A 16,115-nucleotide genomic window follows, 5' to 3' on the forward strand; every position below is an offset into this window, starting at 1 on the left:
TCGACGGGTAGGGCCCACGCCGCCAGGGTTCCCTGGCCGAGCTTGCGAGGCGAGGGCGGCGGTGGGGACTAGTTGGAGGGGAAGTTGTAGGAGGCGCCGGAGGCGTGGTGGGTTTCGGGCCAGCGGGAAGTGACTACCTTGCCGCGGGTGTAGAAGCTGACGCCTTCGGGTCCGTAGATGTGCTTATCGCCAAAGAGGGAGGCTTTCCAGCCGCCGAAGGAGTGGTAGGCCACCGGCACCGGGAGGGGGACGTTGATGCCGATCATGCCCACCGTCACGGAGCGCTGGAACTTGCGGGCGGCCGCGCCGGAGGAGGTGAAGATGGCGGTGCCGTTGCCGTAGGGGTTGGCGTTGATCAGCGTGATGCCGTCCTCAAGGGTGTCGACGCGGACCACCACCAGGACGGGTCCGAAGATTTCCTCCCGGTAGGCGCTCATTTCGGTTTTGACGTGGTCCAGGACGGTGGGGCCAACCCAGAAGCCGTTTTCGTGGCCGGGGACCACTAGGTCGCGGCCGTCCACCACCATGGCGGCGCCCGCGGTTTCAGCTTCGGTGACGATCTTGACGATGCGTTCCTTGGAGGCGGGGGTGATGACCGGGCCCATTTCGGCGCCGGGTTCGGTGCCGTTGTTGACCTTGACGGCTTCGGCGCGTTCCTGGACCTTGGCGACCAGGGCATCGGCGGCGTCTCCGACGGCGACCGCGACGGAGATGGCCATGCAGCGTTCCCCGGCGGAGCCGAACGCGGCGGCCGCGAGGTGGTCGGCGGCGTTGTCCAGGTCGGCGTCGGGCAGGATGATCGCGTGGTTCTTCGCACCGCCCAGGGCCTGGACGCGCTTGCCGTGCTTGGTGGCGGTTTCGTGAACGTACTGCGCGATCGGGGTGGACCCAACAAAACTAATGCCGTCCACGTCCGGGTGGGTCAGCAGCCCGTCAACAGTTTCCTTGTCGCCGTGCAGGACCTGGAACACACCGTCCGGCAGCCCGGCTTCCTTCCACAGCTTGGCCAGCAGCAGCGAGGCGGAGGGGTCGCGTTCGGAGGGCTTGAGGATGAAGGCGTTGCCGGTGGCGATGGCCATCGGGGCCATCCACAGCGGCACCATCACGGGGAAGTTGAACGGCGTGATGCCGGCGACCACGCCGAGGGGTTCGCGGAAGGAGAAGACGTCGATGCCGGTGGAGACCTGGTCGGAGTAGTCGCCCTTGAGCAGGGTGGGGATCCCGCAGGCGTACTCGACCACTTCCAGGCCGCGGCCGATCTCGCCCTTGGCGTCGGAGAGGACCTTGCCGTGCTCGGCGGTGACCAGCTGGGCGAGTTCGTCCACGTGGGCGGCGACGAGTTCGCGGAACTTGAACAGCACCGCGGTGCGCTTAGCCAGTGAAATGTCACCCCAGGTGTCGGCGGCCTTGCGGGCGGCGGCGACGGCGGTGTCCAGGTCAGCGCGGTTGGCCAAGCGCAGTTCGCCGGTCACGGCGCCGGTGGCCGGGTTGTACACGTTCGTGGTGCGGTCGCCTTCGCCGGCGGTCTCGGCGCCGTTGATGAAGTGGTTGATGACCGTTGTTTCGGTGGTGGTGGCAGTCATGGGACTCTTCCTTGAGTAGTGAAAAAGCGTGGTTAGCCGAGCAGTTTGCGCTGGCGTGACTTGTGGTCGACGTAGGTCTGGAAGGCCTGTTTGGTGGAGTCCAGTTCGGAGACCTGGGAGACAGGGACGTCCCACCAGGATTCGGAGGACGGTGCGTCCAGGAGGGGGTCGGATTCGACGTGGATCAGGATCGGGCCACTGTTCTCGGGGGCGGCCTTCGCATCCCGGATGGCCTGTTCGAGTTCGGCGATGACCTTTTCCCCCGGTTCGATCCGGATGACCTTCACGCCGAGGGACTCGGCGTTCAGGGCCAGGTCCACCGGCAGGGTCTCGCCCTCGTCGAAGCTGTGCTGTTCCTCGTTCAGCGCCCGGTACTGGGTGCCGAACCGCTGTGAACCGAGGGATTCGGACAAGGAGCCGATGGAGGCGTAGCCGTGGTTCTGGATCAGGACCACGATCAGCTTGATGCGTTCGGCGACGGCGGTGACCAGTTCGGTGTGCATCATCAGGTAGGAGCCGTCCCCCACCATCACGACGACGTCCCGCACCTGGGCCGCTTCCCCACCAACGCCGCCTGCCGCCGTCGTGCCGGCCGCTTCGGCGATTGCTGCACGCTTGACGCCCAAGCCGCCGGGGATCTCGTAGCCCATGCAGGAGTAGGCATATTCGACGTGGTAGCCGAACGGGTCCCGGACCCGCCACATCTTGTGCAGGTCACCGGGCAGGGACCCGGCGGCGCAGATGACCACGTCGCGGGCGTCCATGGCCCGGTTGGTGGCGCCGATGATCTCGTTCTGGGCCGGAAGCGGGGTGTAGCGGGTGTCGAAGGCTTCGTCCACCGTGGCGTTCCAGCGCTTCTTCTCCGCGGCGATCTTCTGTTCCAGGTCCGCCCCGACCCGGTAGCCGCCCAGGGCGGCGTTGAGCTTGACCAGGGCCTTGCGGGCGTCGGCGACGATCGGCAGCGTGGTGCCGTGCTTGTACGCGTCGATGGGGGCGACGTTGATGTTCACGAAGCGCACGTCCGGGTTCTGGAACGCGGTCCGGGACGCGGTAGTGAAGTCCTCGTAGCGGGTGCCGATGCCGATGATCAGGTCCGCTTCGGCGGCGATGGCGTTGGCCGCCGTTGTGCCGGTGGAGCCAATCGCGCCCAGGGAGTACTGGTGGTCCCAGGGCAGGACCCCGACGCCGGCCTGGGTGTTGCCCACCGGGATGCCGGTCAGCTCGGCGAACCTGGCCAGTTCATCGTTGGCGAAGGCGTAGAGGACGCCCCCGCCGGCAATGATCAGCGGACGCTTCGCTGCGCGGATGGCTGCTGCGGCACGGGCGATGTCGTCGTCGTCGGCCTCGGGGCGGCGGATCCGCCACTCCCGCTCTGCCAGGAACTCTTCGGGAACATCGAAGGCTTCGGCCTGGACGTCCTGCGGCAGCGAGATGGTCACCGCGCCCGTCTCGGCCGGGTCGGTCAGGACGCGCAGGCCGTGGTGGAACGCGGAGAACAACTGCTCGGGCCGGGTGACCCGGTCAAAGAACTTGGACAGCGGCCGGAACGCGTCGTTGACCGTGAGGTCGTAGGCGTAGGGCTGTTCGAGCTGCTGAAGCACGGGGTCGGCAGCGCGGGTGGCGAACGTGTCGGACGGCAGCAGCAGCACCGGGAGCCGGTTGGTGGTGGCCAGCGCGGCACCGGTGAGCAGGTTGGAGGAACCCGGGCCGATGGAGGTGCTGATGGCGTAGGTCTGTCGGCGGCGGGTGTGCCGGGCGTAGCCCACGGCCTGGTGGACCTGGGCCTGTTCATTGCGTCCCTGGTAGTACGGCATCAGGGTGGGGTCCTGCTGCTGGTACTGCTTCAGGGCTTGGCCCACGCCGGCCACGTTGCCGTGCCCGAAGATCCCGAACGTGCCCGGGATGAGCCGCTCACGGTAGTCAACGCCGCCCACCGTGTCCAGGGTGTACTGCCGTGAAAGGTATTCGACGACGGCCTGCGCCACCGTCATTCTGCGCGTTCCTGTTGGTGTGCCCATGGCTAGTTCTCCGGAAGTTCTGTGGTGTGGTGCAGGAGCGAGGCTGCCGCGGCAACGGCGCCGGCGACGTCCCCGTCTGCGGGGTAGAGCAGCGTCCGGCCCACCGTCAGGCCCTGGACACCGGGGAGGGCCAGCGCGGCACCCCAGGTGGCGAAGACCTCGTCCTGGGACCCGTCCGGGTCACCGCCCAGCAGGACGGTGGGCATGGTGGTGGCGGCCATGACGCGTTCCATCTCCGCCACCACGGGAAGCTTCATCCAGGTGTAGGCGCTGGTGGATCCCAGGCCCTCGGCGATGGCGATGGACTTGATGACGGCGTTGGGAGACAGGTCGTTGTGGACCCGGCCGTTCTCGCGGACCGACAGGAACGGCTCCACCATGGCGATCAGCTTCCGCTCCGCCAGCGAGTCGATGGCCTTGGCGGTCGCTTCCAGGGTCACCACGGTGTCCGGGTCGCCCAGGCAGATACGGGTCAGCATCTTGCCGCCGTCCGCACCCAGGGCCGCCAAAGCGGCGGCGGTGTGGCCGGTGAACCGGTCATCGAACTCGTTGACCAGGCCGGACAGCCCGCCGCGGTTCATCGATCCGAACACCAGCTTCCCGTCCAGGGCGCCCAGCAGGAGCAGGTCGTCCATGATGTCCGGGGAGGCCAGGACACCGTCCACGGCCGGGTTGGCCAGGGCGATCTGCAGCCGGTCCAGCAGCTGCCGGCGGTCCGCCATGGCCACCGGATCGCTGCCGACAGCCAGGGCGCCGCGGGCGGGGTGGTCGGCGGCGACGATGAAGTTCTGGCGGCCGGCCTTTACGCCGGGGTGGCGGCGGCGTGCCTTCGCGGCACGGGCCACGGCGTCCGGGTCTTCGAGGCGGATGGTGCTCAGGTGCTCGTAGCGGCGGGGATCATCATCCACTGCGTGGTTCGAGGCAAGGGGGGTGAGGGTCACAGTGCTGCTCCTTCGGGAATGGAAGCGCCGGAGACCGTACCCGGCACAGTACGTCCGCGTTCGGCCAGCAGCGAGGTGACCTCGTCCGGTGTCGGCATCGCATCGGCGCAGGACAGGCGGGAGGCCACAATGGCGCCGGCGGCGTTGGCGTAGTCCAGGACCTGCTCCAGCGGCCAGCCGGACAGCAGCCCGTGGCAGAACGCGCCACCGAACGAATCGCCGGCGCCGAGGCCGTTAAGGGTTTCAACCGGGACGGGGGCGGAGACCACGCGCTCGGTGCGTGTCTTGGCCATCACGCCTTCGGCACCAAGCTTGACGACGGCGATTTCCACGCCTGCGGCCAGCAGCCGGTCCGCCTGCTCGTCAGGGGTTCCCTCCCCTACGGCGACGGCGCATTCCTTGTCATTGCCGATCGCGACGGTGACGTGCGGGAGGACCCTGGCCACCTCTGCGCGGGCTTCCTCTTCGGACGCCCAGAACATGGGACGGTAGTCCAGGTCCAGGACGGTGAACTGCCCTTCGGCCAGTTCGGTGCGGGGACGGGCCTGGTGCGCGGCGATGTGCGCGGACCGGGAAGGCTCCTGGCACAGGCCGGTCACGGTGGACCAGAAGATACCGGCCCCGCGGATGGCCTCCAGGTCCAGTTCTTCAGCCTTGATCTGCAGGTCCGGAGCGGTGGGGAAACGGCCGTAGAAGTACAGCGGGAACTCGTCCGTGGCGGGCTTGATCGCGCAAAATGTCACCGGTGTCTGCAGGCCGGCGACCGGCGCAACGAAGGTGTCGTCGACGTTGAACTTGTGCAGTTCCCGGTGGAGGTAGGTGCCGAACGCATCGTCCCCGGTGCGGGTGATGACGCCGGTCCGGCGGCCGTGCCGGGCAGCGGCAACGGCGACGTTGGACGGCGAACCGCCAAGGTATTTGCCGAAGGAGTTGACGTCCTCCAGGCCAACCCCGATGTCGTTCGGGTAAATATCAACGCTGATGCGCCCGATCGTAAGAAGCTCGTGGGTCACGGGAATCGTGGACCTTTCTGGTGTGGAACTCGGATCCTTTGAGGAGCAGGAGTTCCGGGACTGGCAGGCCGTGGCGTGGGCCACAGGAACTACTTTGCCCTAGATCGAATGTCCTGTCAAAGGTTTGTACTGACATACTTACAACAAGCGTTGGATCGCCCCATCCCGCCGCGGATGGGAACGCCGGCACTACTTCCGGGGAACGGCCAACTCGCCGGTCATGTACTGGGCACGGCCAAACCCGAAGGACCAGTCGCCGGCAGTGTTTTCGACATAGCCAATGAAGACGTCCTCGCCGGCGACCCCTACTTCCGCAAGCTTTTCAGCCACCGCGGCAAAGAGCCGCTGCTTGGCCTCCTGGGACCGGCCACCCTGGGTAAAGATCTGGATCATCACCACTCCCCCGGTGCGCTCGAAGCCCAGGCCGGCGTCCTGGGCGAAGATCTGGCCCTGCGGGTGTTCGGTGAGGATGTGGAAGTAGTCCCGCTCCGGGATGCCGTACTCCGCAAGGATGGCATCGTGGATGCCGCGGCTCAGCTGCTGCAGCTCATCGGCGGTGCGGCCTTCGTTGACGTCAATGCGAACCAGTGGCATGAAGCTTCTCCTTTAGTAGTTTGTACTGACATACTAACAAATCTGATTTTGGCACCACAAGACCCCCTTGCGCCGCCAAACGGAGCGGGCGTATTATTAATCAACCAAAACGTTGATGAAGCTCTAGGTTGATTAAAAGAACGGCGGGAATGGTGGCGGATGACGACGCGGCTTTGGACGTGGCTTTCCTTGCCCTGGCCGACCCCGTCCGTCGACGCATCATTGCCCGGCTAAGCCGTGGCCCGGCCACCGTTAACGAGCTGGCCGAGCCGTTCGAGATTTCCAAGCAGGCAGTCTCGAAGCACATCCAGGTACTCGAGCAGGCGAATCTGGTCACCCGCAGCAGGGACGCCCAGCGCAGGCCCGTCCACCTGAACCCCGCACGGCTGGAGGCGCTCACTGCCTGGATCGACCAGTACAGGCTGGTCCGGGAAGGGCAGTTCCGCAGCCTCGATGCGGTGCTTGAATCCAGCGCCGGGCACACGGCGCCTAAGGCAAAGGACAGGAAATGACCAACCAACTGAAGATCACGGCCCCCGAGGGACTCCCCTACATCGACTTCGAGCGGGAGTTCGACTTTCCGGTGGCGGACGTGTTCCGGGCCCATAAGGACCCGGAACTGGTGGCCCAATGGCTGGGTCCGCGGGGCATGAAGATGGAAATGGACCACTACGACTTCCGTACCGGCGGGAGCTACCGGTACATTCACACGGGTCCGGAGGGGGTGCCGTACGAGTTCCGTGGCATCTTCCACACGGTGCGCGAGAACGAGTTCGCCCTGCAGACCTTCGAGTTTGGCGGCTATCCGGACTCGGTCAGCCTGGAGTCCATGACATTTGAGGAGCTCGACGGCGGCCGGTGCAGGCTGCGGGGCCACGCCATGTACCAGAGCATGGAGGCGCGGGACGGCATGCTGCACTCAGGCATGGAGGGCGGCATGTCCGAAGGCTATGAGCGGCTGGACGAACTGTTGGCGGGCGCGTCGGTCTGACGCAGGAGGAGGGCTTCGTCCAGCACGCGGCCAAGGTTGGCGGCATCGTGGGCGAAGCGGCCCAGGAAGAGTCCGTCCGCGGCCGGCAGCCGGGGAAGCAGCCCGGGCCCGGCGCTGCCGCCGTAGATCAGCGGGCAGGCAGGGCCAAGGGCTGCGCGGATCTGCGCCAGGACGGCGTTGACGTGACGCGGTGGGGCGGGCTCCTGCGCACCGATGGCCCAGACCGGTTCGTAGGCCAGGACCAGGCGGTTCAGCAGGGCCGGGTCGCCGTCCGTGGCGGCACGGACCTGCTGGACGCAAAAGGCGGCGGCAGCTCCGGCGTCGAGCCTGTCCGGCTCGCCGATGCAGAGCAGCGGGGTGAGGGAATGGCCGACGGCGGCACGCACCTTGCGTGCCACCACGGCGTCGTCCTCGCCAAACAGCCGGCGGCGTTCGGCATGGCCGATCTCGACGAGTGAGACGCCGAGTTCGGCCAGCATGCCGGGGCTGACTTCACCGGTCAGCGGCCCGTCGCCCCAGGCGCAGTTCTGTGCGCCGAGGAGTACGGGCGAACCTGCCAGGATCCGCGCGGCGGGCTCCAGGACAGGGAAGGACGGGATGGCGAAGACCCGGACCGGAGACTCCTTGGCGGAATCCATGCCCAGTCCGGGTCTGTCATCAACGATGGAACGCACCTCCGACAGCCAGCGCAGGCTTGCCTGGTAGCCCAAGTACATCTTGGTGCTGACACCGATGTAGAGGGGGCCCTTGCCTGTGCTGCTGCCGGAGGTGCTCATCGTTTTCCTTGCGTGGGTGGTGGTGTGCTCAGTCGAGCAGGTCGTCGGCCTTGTTCTTGAACCGCCTGGTGGCGAACATCATCGCTGCCGCCACGAACGGCAGGACACCCAGGGCATAGACGCCCATGGACCCCGTTGGTGATTGCGTGGCTTCGTTGACTGCGGTCCGCAGGATGGGTGCCACGAAGCCGCCCAGGTTGCCCAGCGAGTTGATCAGCCCAATGCCTGCCGCGGCAGCGGAACCGGCGAGGAACGCAGTGGGATAGGACCACACCACGGGGCCGACGGCCAGGAAGCTGCAGACTGCCAGGGTTATGAAGATCATGCCCAGGACCGGCTGGTGGTTGGTTCCCGCCCAGGCCGAGCCGAAGATGCACAGGCCGGTGGAGATGAACAGGATGGTGCCGAATTTGCGTCGCTTGGCCACGGTGTTGGCCGCCTTGCCGATGAAGTAGCAGGCAAAGATGCCGAAGAACCACGGGACGGCGATGAGGAGGCCGACGGCGAGTCCCACCTTCTGCCCGGTCAGGGAGGACACCTGCTGCGGCAGGAAGAACGTCACACCGTAGACGGCGATCTGCAGGCAGAAGTAGATGACCGTGAAGTACCAGACGCGGCCGTTGCGCATGGCGGCGAGGATGCCGCGGGGGCCGTGCTCGTCCTTGATGTTGTCCTCAAGTGCCATGACCTCCTTCAGCGCGTACTTTTCCTCGCGGCTGAGGAACTTGGCCTTCTCCGGTCCGTTGATCAGGAAGAAGAACGCCGCAATGCCTGCCAGGACGGCGAGCATGCCTTCGACGAAGAACATGACCTGCCAGCCGCGCAGGCCCGGCACCTGGTCGCCAATGTTGATCAGCCAGCCGGACAGCGGGTTGCCGATCATCTGGGAGAACGGCTGGGCCAGGTAGAAGATGGCGAACATCTGGACGCGCACCTTGTTGGGGAACCATTCGGCGAGGTACATGATGACGCCGGGGAACAGCCCGGCCTCGGTGACGCCCAGGAGGAAACGCAGGATCACGAACGAGGTCTCGCCCTGCACGAACGCGAAGCACGCGGAGACGATGCCCCAGGTGATGGCGATGCGCGCCAGCCAGATCTTGGCACCGACCTTCTTGAGCAGCAGGTTGCTGGGGATCTCGAAGATGGCGTAGCCAATGAAGAAGATACCGGCGCCCAGGGCGAAGGCCGCGGCGGACACCCCCTTGTCCGCGCCCAGTGCCGCCTCGGCGAAGCCGACGTTGGTGCGGTCCAGGAACGAAACGACGTAGAGGATGACCAGCATCGGCATGAGCCGGCGGGCCGCCTTGGAAATCGCGGACTTCAGGACCGGACGGGCCAGGAGTTCCTTGGATGTTGCGGTGGTTTCTGACACAACACTCTCCTTCGAGTGGTGACGTTGGTGGTTCCCCGCAGGCCGGCGGCCTGCGGGGCTTGTGGCATCCGGGGCGGATGCCGTCAGTGCATGTACAGGCCGCCGTCGACGTTCAGCGTCTGGCCGGAGATGTAGCCGGCGTCCTCACCGATGAGGAAGGAAATGGCCGCCGCGATGTCGCGGGTGGTGCCTACCCGGTTCACCACCAGGTCCTTCACGAGTTCATCCTTGCGTTCCTCGCTGAGGGTGCCGCCCATGATGTCGGTGTCGATCGGACCGGGTGAGATGGCATTGACCGTGATGTCGTACTCGCCCAGTTCGCGGGCGGTGGCGCGGGTCAGGCCGATGACGCCGGCCTTCGCCACGGAGTACGGAGTCTTGCTGAAGGTTCCGCCGCCGCGCTGCGCGGAGACGGAGGAGATGTTGACGATCCGTCCCACCCGGTTCCTGGCCATCGATTCGGCCGCGCGGCGGGTGGCGTAGTGGACGCCGTTCATGTTGATGTTCACGACGCGGTCCCATTCGGCGCTGTCCAGCTCCAGGTAGGGAACCGGGGAGCTGACGCCCGCGATGTTTGCCAGTGCCACCAGTTGGGGAAGCTCGGCTTCGATCTCGTCGATGGCGGCACGCACCGAAGCTTCGTCGCCGATGTTGGCGCCGGCGCCGTGGGCTTTGACGCCGTGCTTTTCGGCCAGTTCCCTGGCCAGGTCCTTGCTGGCGGCGTCGTCGAGGTCGATCACGCCGATGTTCCAGCCGCGCTCGGCGAGGTAGTCCGCGGTGGCGCGGCCGATGCCGCGTTCAGAGACTGCGCCGGTGACGATCACCGTGCGCTCTGCGGGGAAAACTGTCATGGAATGTTCCTTCTGGTTGAGGAAAGCAGGGCTAGGACAGCGGGGCCGGGCCCAGGTCCTCGATGAGCTTTTGCATGGCGACGTAGGCCTTGTTCCGGTAGGCAACCAGGGCGGCGGTGCGCTCTGCCGGGACATCAAGGAAGCCGGAGCCGGTCTTGGTGCCCAGCTGGCCGGCGTCGACCTTTTCCTGGAGGATCTGCGGGGTGGCGAACCGCTCCGGGAAGCCGGTCTGCAGTGACTTGTAGCAGAAGGCGTACACGTCCAGGCCTGCCATGTCGGCGATGGCGAAGGGGCCGAAGAACGGCAGGCGGAAGCCGAAGGTGGTGCGGACCAGGGTGTCCACGTCCTCGGCGGTGGCGATGCCTTCCTCCACCACCTGCGCGGCTTCGTGGAAGAGGGCGTACTGGAGCCGGTTCAGCACGAAGCCGGTGACGTCCTTGACGGTGGCGGTTTCCTTGCCGGTCTCCCCCACGATGGTGCGGGCGGCCTGGACGGTTGCCTCGGAGGTCCCCTCGTGCGGGATGACTTCCACGCCGGGGATGAAGGGTGCCGGGTTGGAGAAGTGGACGCCCAGGAAGCGCTCCGGGTTGTCCACCACTTCGGCGAGCTTGGCGATGGAGATGGTGGAGGTGTTGGAGCCGATGATGGCGTCCGGCCGGGCGGCGGCGCTGATTCGGCCCAGGGTGGCGTGCTTGATTTCGAGGACTTCAGGCACGGCCTCCTCGATGTATTCGGCGTCCGCTACGGCTTCTTCTATGTCCTTGGCTGCCCAGAGGTTTTCCTTGAGCAGGTCCGTGGCGTTGGCCGGGAAGAGCCCTGCTGCCACAAACTCGTCAGATTCCTTCAGCAGCCGCTCGTAATTGCTTTGGGCGATTTCGGCGGAGACGTCCGCCAGGGCCACGCGGGCTCCGGCAAGTGCCAGGACCTGGGCGATTCCGCCGCCCATGTAGCCGGAGCCGACGACGGCGATGTTACGGGTGCTCATGTGGTTTCAAGTCCTTCCGACGCGCCCTCATAGGAGCAGATGGCGTCTACTTTGGCCGCGGATGCGGAGTTTTCATCGAAGCGGTAGTTGAGCCACTCGCCCACCAGCTTCTTGGCCAGTTCCAGGCCGATGACGCGCTGGCCCATGGTCAGGACCTGGGCGTTGTTGGACAGCACGGAGCGTTCCACGGAGTAGCTGTCGTGCGCGGTGACGGCCCGGATGCCCGGCACCTTGTTGGCGGAGATGGCGACCCCCAGGCCGGTTCCGCAGATCAGGAGGGCGCGGTCCGCTTCGCCGGCGGCCACTTTGCGGGCGGCGGCGACGGCCAGGTGGGGGTAGGCGGTGGTGTCGTCGGCGCCGACTCCCATGTCCTCCACCGAGGCGACGCGGGGGTCCGCCTCCAGCAGTTCGCGCAGGGCGTTCTTGTATTCGACGCCGGCTTCGTCATTGCCGACGACGATGCGCCAGCCTGGCTGGGATTGCTCAGTCATAAGGGTTCTCCTTTAGTGGCTTTCGATGGTGGCGGCGTAATCGGCCACCCTGCGGGCGATGAGGCCGAAGGACACAGCCCCGGGGTCGGGGTGGCCCAGGCTCTTTTCGGCCAGGGGGCGGGCACGGCCCTTCTTCGGGCTGAGCCCGGCGGTTTCGTCAGCGGCTTTTGCTGCCGCCTCCGCAGCTGCACGGAGGCTCCCGGCCAAGCTGCCGCCGTCGTCTATTGCCCGGTTGAAGGTCTCGGCAAACGGAAGCAGCGCGTCCACCATGGTCTTGTCCCCGGCTTCGGCCTTGCCCAGGGTGATGATGGCGTCGCGGAGGGCGTTGACGGCGGCGGCCGCGTCCGCCGCCGTGTAGGAGTCCTTGCTGCCAAGGGTCCTGCCGACGGCGGTGACGGCAGCGCCCCAGAGGGCCCCGGAGGTTCCGCCGGCGCGTTCGGCCCACTGCTCCCCCGCTGCGGTGAGGAGTTCCTCGAGTCCCGCGCCGGCCGCGTGGGACTTCTCGGCGGCAGCGACGGCGGCATCAACGCCGCGGCGCATGCCGATGCCGTGGTCGCCGTCCCCGGCGATGGCGTCCAGTTTCCCAAGCGCGTCCTCATGTTCGACGACGACGGACCGAGCTTCCTTCAGCGCGCCCACCGCCGTGGCGGCCAGGGCTGTCGACGCCGGGGTGGCGGCGAGCGCCGGCGCCGTTGCCGCCTCGGCGAGGGATTCGACGGACCGGGCACGGCGCGGGGCCAGGTTGCCTTTGCGGAAGGCGGGGGTGTCAGCCGGCGCGGCCCAGAATTTCTCCAGTTCCGCGTCCAGCCAGAACAGCGTCAGGGACAGTCCGGACATGTCCAGGCTGGTTACCAGTTCGCCGCACTCCGGTTCCACGATCTCCAGTCCGGCCCCGGTCAGCAGCGCCTCGATCTTGCCGAACAGCAGGAAAAGTTCGTCATACTTGACCGTTCCCAGGCCGTTCAGGATCGGCACCACCCTGGTGCCCGCGGCGTCCGGTTTGTCCTTGAGCAGCCCGTCCACCAGGAGCCGGGCAAGTTCGCTGGCGGTGGGCAGGGGCTGCTCGGAGATGCCGGGTTCACCGTGGATGCCGAGCCCCACGGACATCATGCCGTCGGGCACGGTGAACAGAGGTTCGGCTGCTCCGGGCAGGGTGCAGCCGGCAAAGGCAACGCCGAGCGAGCGGGTGCGGTGGTTGGCCTTGATGGCGAGGCGCTCCACCTCGTCCAGGTCCAGGCCGGCGTCCGCTGCCGCGCCGGCCACCTTGAAGACTGTCAGGTCCCCGGCGATGCCGCGGCGCTTGGCGATTTCCTCCAGCGGAGCGCTGGCGATGTCATCGGTGACCAGGACGGTCCGGGTTTCGATGCCTTCGGCGTTCAGTTTGTCCTGGGCCTGGCCGAAGTGGAGGACGTCGCCGGCGTAGTTTCCGTAGCTGAGCAGGACTCCCCCGCCGGCCTGGGATGCCTTGGCCACGCGGTACACCTGCCCCGCGGAGGGGGAGGCAAACATGTTGCCGCAGGCGCTCCCTGCCGCCAGCCCGGCCCCCACCAGGCCGGCGAAGGCCGGATAGTGGCCGGAGCCCCCGCCGATGACCAGTGCCACCTGGCCGGCGGGTGATTCGGTGGAGCGGACAACGCCGCCGTCAACGCGCGCAACATACTGGCGGTTGGCGGCCACGAAGCCGTCGAGGGCGTCGTCTGCGAACTGCGCTGGATCGTCAAAAATCTTTGTCATGATTCCTCGTTGAACCGGTTGTCTCGGTTGGGGTGCCTGCCGGCTAGCGTGCGGGGACTGCCGCCGGAGTTTGCCGGCCCTGGGCCACCAGGCTGGTGCCCAGGGCATAGCCGTCGCGCTTGGGGAGGACCTGGCGGCGCAGGTAGTCCTGGTTGGCGGCGGTGACGCTCAGGCCGTCGCCACCGTAGTGCTCCGTGCAGATGACGCCCTGGAAGCCGACGGAGATGGCGAACTGGAAGGCCTCGCGGTAGCTGATAAGGCCTGATTCCATGGGTGCCGGCATGGCGACATACTGGTTCCGGGCCTGGTTTTCATCGCGGATGTAGTTCTTGACGTGCCAGTAGTTGGAGTACGGCAGGGTCTTGTGCACCAGTTCGCGCCAGTCCTCGATGGGGCGGTGCAGCCGGATCAGGTTGCCCAGGTCCGGGTTCAGCCCCACGTTGGGCAGGTCGATGTCCTGGACCAGCTGCACGGAGGAATCGCCGGTGCCCAGGTAGGTGTCCTCGTACATTTCCAGGGACACCAGGAGGCCAAGTTCGGCGGCGTGCTTGCCCACTTCGCGGATGCGGGTGACGGCGTTGTTCCAGCTTTCCTTGTCACCCACCGGGTCCTTGTGGCCCTCGACGGTCCAAAACCACAGCTGCTTCCGCTGCTCGGGGGTGATGGCCTGGTGGAGCCCGATCGAGACAACCTCGCAGCCAAGCTGTGCTGCGGCTTCGAGGGTGCGGTGGGTGTAGGCCAGGTTGTCTTCCCAGTTGCCTTCCTCGATCACGCTGCGGCGGATGGCGGAAATGGAGGGAAGTCCAAGGCCGGCGGCCGTGGCGGCGGCCTTCAGTTCGTCCAGGCGGGCGCTGGAAAGGTCGCCGGGGCGGACCCAGCTGTCGGTGAGGTCGGCATTGGTGAAACCGGCATCGGCTACTTCTTCGAAGACCTGCTGCCAGTCGCCGGCAGGGGCGTCCTGGACAGCGGTTCCGTCCGGCCGGGTTCCGGGGAACTGCAGCAGGGCGGCGGCGATGGGCCAGTTTTCAGCGGTGTACGGCATTGTCACTCCAGATCATGAATCGCATTTCCTATAGGATCTACGCTGGTAATGGATCCTGTCAAGGGTTCTTTTGGTGGACTCCCCGGGGTGGAGTCGGGGATGAGGGGCCTGCCGGCCCCTGGGCGTGCTGCTAGCTGCGCACTTCGCTGTCGTGCTGCGAGCGCTGCTTGACGCCCTCGATGTGGTCGATCATTTTTTGCCGGGCGAGTTCGGAGTCGCCGGCTTCAAAGGCCTTGAGGATCCCGGTATGTTCCGCGATGGCGTAGTCCGCGTCCGTTACGCCCAGGCCGCCGAAGAAGCGGAATCGCTGCACTTGGCCGCCCAGGGCGTTGTAGGCGGACAGCAGGAACTGGTTGTCCGCCGATTCGGCGATGAGCCGGTGGAACCGTTCATCCGCTTCCCAGTACGCGCGGAACTCGGCGAACGACGGGCCGCGAGGCGCGGCCTTGAGGTCCTCTATGGCCTGCTGGAGCTGCCCGGTCAGCTCCTGGTCCGCGTGCTTGCAGGCCATGAAGGCGTTCGCCGGTTCGATCACCAGCCGGGCGTCCATCAGATCCGCCAGCTCTTCCGGAGAGAACAGCGGGGCTACCCGGTAGCCGCGCAGGGCCATCCTTCGAACCATGCCGGTGGCTTCCAGCCGGGCAAGCGCCTCCCGCACGGGCGTTGGTGAGACGTCCAGTTCCCTGGCCATCCCGTCAATACTGACCGGGGTGCCTGCTTCCAGCCGGCCGTCCATGAGGGCAACCAAAAGCGCCTCATAGACGTGGTCCGCGAGGACCTGCCTGCTCACCCCGCCGGTGGCCTGGTTCTTGGTTGCCATGTAGAAATCCTATAGCCGCTGCAGGGCGGGACGTTGCGGATGACGCGCCCCGGGCACGGTACCGTGCGGCCGCTGGGCCGTGCGGCACCGTGCTCCGGGAGCGCCGGGAAAGCAGGGGCGTCAGGAAACCTGCAGGCCGCCATTGATGTCATAGGTCGCGGCCGTGATGTAGCCGGCATCCTCGCTGAGGAGGAACCCGATCAGGGCAGCCACTTCCTCCCGGGTTCCCACCCGGCCCATCATGATCCCCTCGGACATCTGGGCCTTGCGCTCATCGCTCAGCGTTCCGCCCATGATGTCCGTGTCGATCGGGCCCGGTGCGATGGCGTTCACCGTGACGTTGTGCTCACCGACTTCACGTGCCAGGGCGCGGGTGAACCCGAGGATGCCGGCCTTGGAGGCACTGTAGGCAACCTTGGAGTAGGTTCCACCGCCACGCTGGGCGGAGATGGAGGAGATGCTGACGATCCGACCCAGCTCCCGCTCAATCATTCCCTTGAGCACGCGCTGGGACACCACGAAGGTGCCACGCATGTTGATTGCGAAGACCTTGTCCCATTCCGCCACGGTGGTTTCCATGAAGGGAGTGGGGGAACTGATTCCGGCCAGGTTGACCAGTCCCACGATGGGCGGGAGGGACTGCTCGATTTCCGTGATGGCACGGTCCACCGACGCCTCGTCCGAGACGTCGGCACCCACGCCGATGGCCTTGACGGCCCGGCTGGAGCCAATTTCCGCCGCGGCCGCCTTGGCGTCTTCGGCGTTGATGTCCAGGATGGCGATGGACCAGCCCTGGCTGGCCAGCCGGTCTGCGGTTGCGCGGCCAATGCCCCGGGCGGATGCCGCCCCGGTCAGGACCGCGGTACGTTCTGTGGGGAATTCGTGCTCTGTAGTCATTGCT

At 66.6% G+C, this 16,115-nt stretch carries 16 protein-coding genes; 2 read left to right on the forward strand and 14 right to left on the reverse strand.

Annotation, left to right across the window (positions count from 1 at the left end; translation table 11 throughout):
• Nucleotides 1–68 precede the first annotated feature (68 nt).
• From BACI349Y_RS15120 to BACI349Y_RS15140, 5 genes are all read right to left on the reverse strand, one after another.
• The gene (locus BACI349Y_RS15120; RefSeq protein WP_159632820.1) at nt 69–1,583 is read right to left on the reverse strand and encodes a CoA-acylating methylmalonate-semialdehyde dehydrogenase; all 1,515 of its coding nucleotides are present in this window, start codon (nt 1,581–1,583) and stop codon (nt 69–71) included.
• Nucleotides 1,584–1,615: 32 nt separating this feature from the next.
• Complete coding sequence (iolD, locus tag BACI349Y_RS15125; protein ID WP_159632821.1) at nt 1,616–3,574, reverse strand: 3D-(3,5/4)-trihydroxycyclohexane-1,2-dione acylhydrolase (decyclizing); 1,959 nt, start codon at nt 3,572–3,574, stop codon at nt 1,616–1,618.
• 29 nt (nt 3,575–3,603) lie between these two features.
• Nucleotides 3,604–4,542: a Cgl0159 family (beta/alpha)8-fold protein gene (locus BACI349Y_RS15130; protein ID WP_159632822.1), complete on the reverse strand. Its 939-nt coding sequence runs from the start codon at nt 4,540–4,542 to the stop codon at nt 3,604–3,606.
• Entirely contained in the window at nt 4,539–5,555 is a 1,017-nt protein-coding gene (gene iolC / locus BACI349Y_RS15135) for a 5-dehydro-2-deoxygluconokinase (protein WP_159632823.1), read from the reverse strand. Before iolC ends, BACI349Y_RS15130 begins: the two co-directional genes overlap by 4 nt.
• A gap of 189 nt (nt 5,556–5,744) precedes the next feature.
• A complete protein-coding gene (locus BACI349Y_RS15140) occupies nt 5,745–6,149 on the reverse strand; it encodes a tautomerase family protein (protein ID WP_159632824.1) in 405 nt (134 codons plus the stop codon).
• A gap of 149 nt (nt 6,150–6,298) precedes the next feature.
• Here BACI349Y_RS15140 and BACI349Y_RS15145 point away from each other — a divergent pair, with 149 nt between their 5' ends.
• Both BACI349Y_RS15145 and BACI349Y_RS15150 read left to right on the forward strand, forming a co-directional pair.
• Nucleotides 6,299–6,661: an ArsR/SmtB family transcription factor gene (locus BACI349Y_RS15145; RefSeq protein ID WP_159635747.1), complete on the forward strand. Its 363-nt coding sequence runs from the start codon at nt 6,299–6,301 to the stop codon at nt 6,659–6,661.
• Nucleotides 6,658–7,140 carry an SRPBCC family protein gene (locus BACI349Y_RS15150; RefSeq protein WP_159632825.1) on the forward strand — a complete coding sequence of 161 codons (483 nt, stop codon included), beginning with the start codon at nt 6,658–6,660 and terminating at the stop codon, nt 7,138–7,140. The genes BACI349Y_RS15145 and BACI349Y_RS15150 overlap by 4 nt, the downstream gene beginning before the upstream one ends.
• Here BACI349Y_RS15150 and BACI349Y_RS15155 read toward each other — a convergent pair.
• From BACI349Y_RS15155 to BACI349Y_RS15195, 9 genes are all read right to left on the reverse strand, one after another.
• Nucleotides 7,098–7,916 (reverse strand): triose-phosphate isomerase family protein, encoded by an 819-nt coding sequence (locus BACI349Y_RS15155; RefSeq protein WP_159632826.1) that lies wholly within the window; start codon nt 7,914–7,916, stop codon nt 7,098–7,100. The two genes, BACI349Y_RS15150 and BACI349Y_RS15155, sit on opposite strands and share 43 nt — an antisense overlap.
• Nucleotides 7,917–7,944: 28 nt before the next feature.
• Nucleotides 7,945–9,291 carry an MFS transporter gene (locus BACI349Y_RS15160; protein WP_159632827.1) on the reverse strand — a complete coding sequence of 449 codons (1,347 nt, stop codon included), beginning with the start codon at nt 9,289–9,291 and terminating at the stop codon, nt 7,945–7,947.
• 83 nt (nt 9,292–9,374) lie between these two features.
• Nucleotides 9,375–10,142, reverse strand: coding sequence for an SDR family NAD(P)-dependent oxidoreductase (locus BACI349Y_RS15165; RefSeq protein WP_159632828.1), 768 nt, complete (start codon nt 10,140–10,142; stop codon nt 9,375–9,377).
• 31 nt (nt 10,143–10,173) lie between these two features.
• Nucleotides 10,174–11,127 (reverse strand): 3-hydroxyacyl-CoA dehydrogenase family protein, encoded by a 954-nt coding sequence (locus tag BACI349Y_RS15170; protein ID WP_159632829.1) that lies wholly within the window; start codon nt 11,125–11,127, stop codon nt 10,174–10,176.
• Nucleotides 11,124–11,618, reverse strand: coding sequence for a ribose-5-phosphate isomerase (locus BACI349Y_RS15175; RefSeq protein WP_159632830.1), 495 nt, complete (start codon nt 11,616–11,618; stop codon nt 11,124–11,126). Before BACI349Y_RS15175 ends, BACI349Y_RS15170 begins: the two co-directional genes overlap by 4 nt.
• 12 nt (nt 11,619–11,630) lie before the next feature.
• Nucleotides 11,631–13,352, reverse strand: coding sequence for a dihydroxyacetone kinase family protein (locus BACI349Y_RS15180; protein ID WP_159632831.1), 1,722 nt, complete (start codon nt 13,350–13,352; stop codon nt 11,631–11,633).
• A gap of 43 nt (nt 13,353–13,395) precedes the next feature.
• On the reverse strand, nt 13,396–14,394 hold the full coding sequence (locus BACI349Y_RS15185) for a sugar phosphate isomerase/epimerase family protein (protein ID WP_159632832.1): 999 nt from the start codon (nt 14,392–14,394) through the stop codon (nt 13,396–13,398).
• A 130-nt stretch (nt 14,395–14,524) separates the two neighbouring features.
• The gene (locus BACI349Y_RS15190) at nt 14,525–15,214 is read right to left on the reverse strand and encodes a GntR family transcriptional regulator (RefSeq protein WP_159632833.1); all 690 of its coding nucleotides are present in this window, start codon (nt 15,212–15,214) and stop codon (nt 14,525–14,527) included.
• A gap of 120 nt (nt 15,215–15,334) precedes the next feature.
• On the reverse strand, nt 15,335–16,111 hold the full coding sequence (locus BACI349Y_RS15195; RefSeq protein WP_159632834.1) for an SDR family NAD(P)-dependent oxidoreductase: 777 nt from the start codon (nt 16,109–16,111) through the stop codon (nt 15,335–15,337).
• Between the last annotated feature and the right edge of the window lie 4 nt (nt 16,112–16,115).

It is taken from the genome of Arthrobacter sp. 8AJ (assembly GCF_902506025.1).
Classification (GTDB): Bacteria; Actinomycetota; Actinomycetes; order Actinomycetales; family Micrococcaceae; genus Arthrobacter.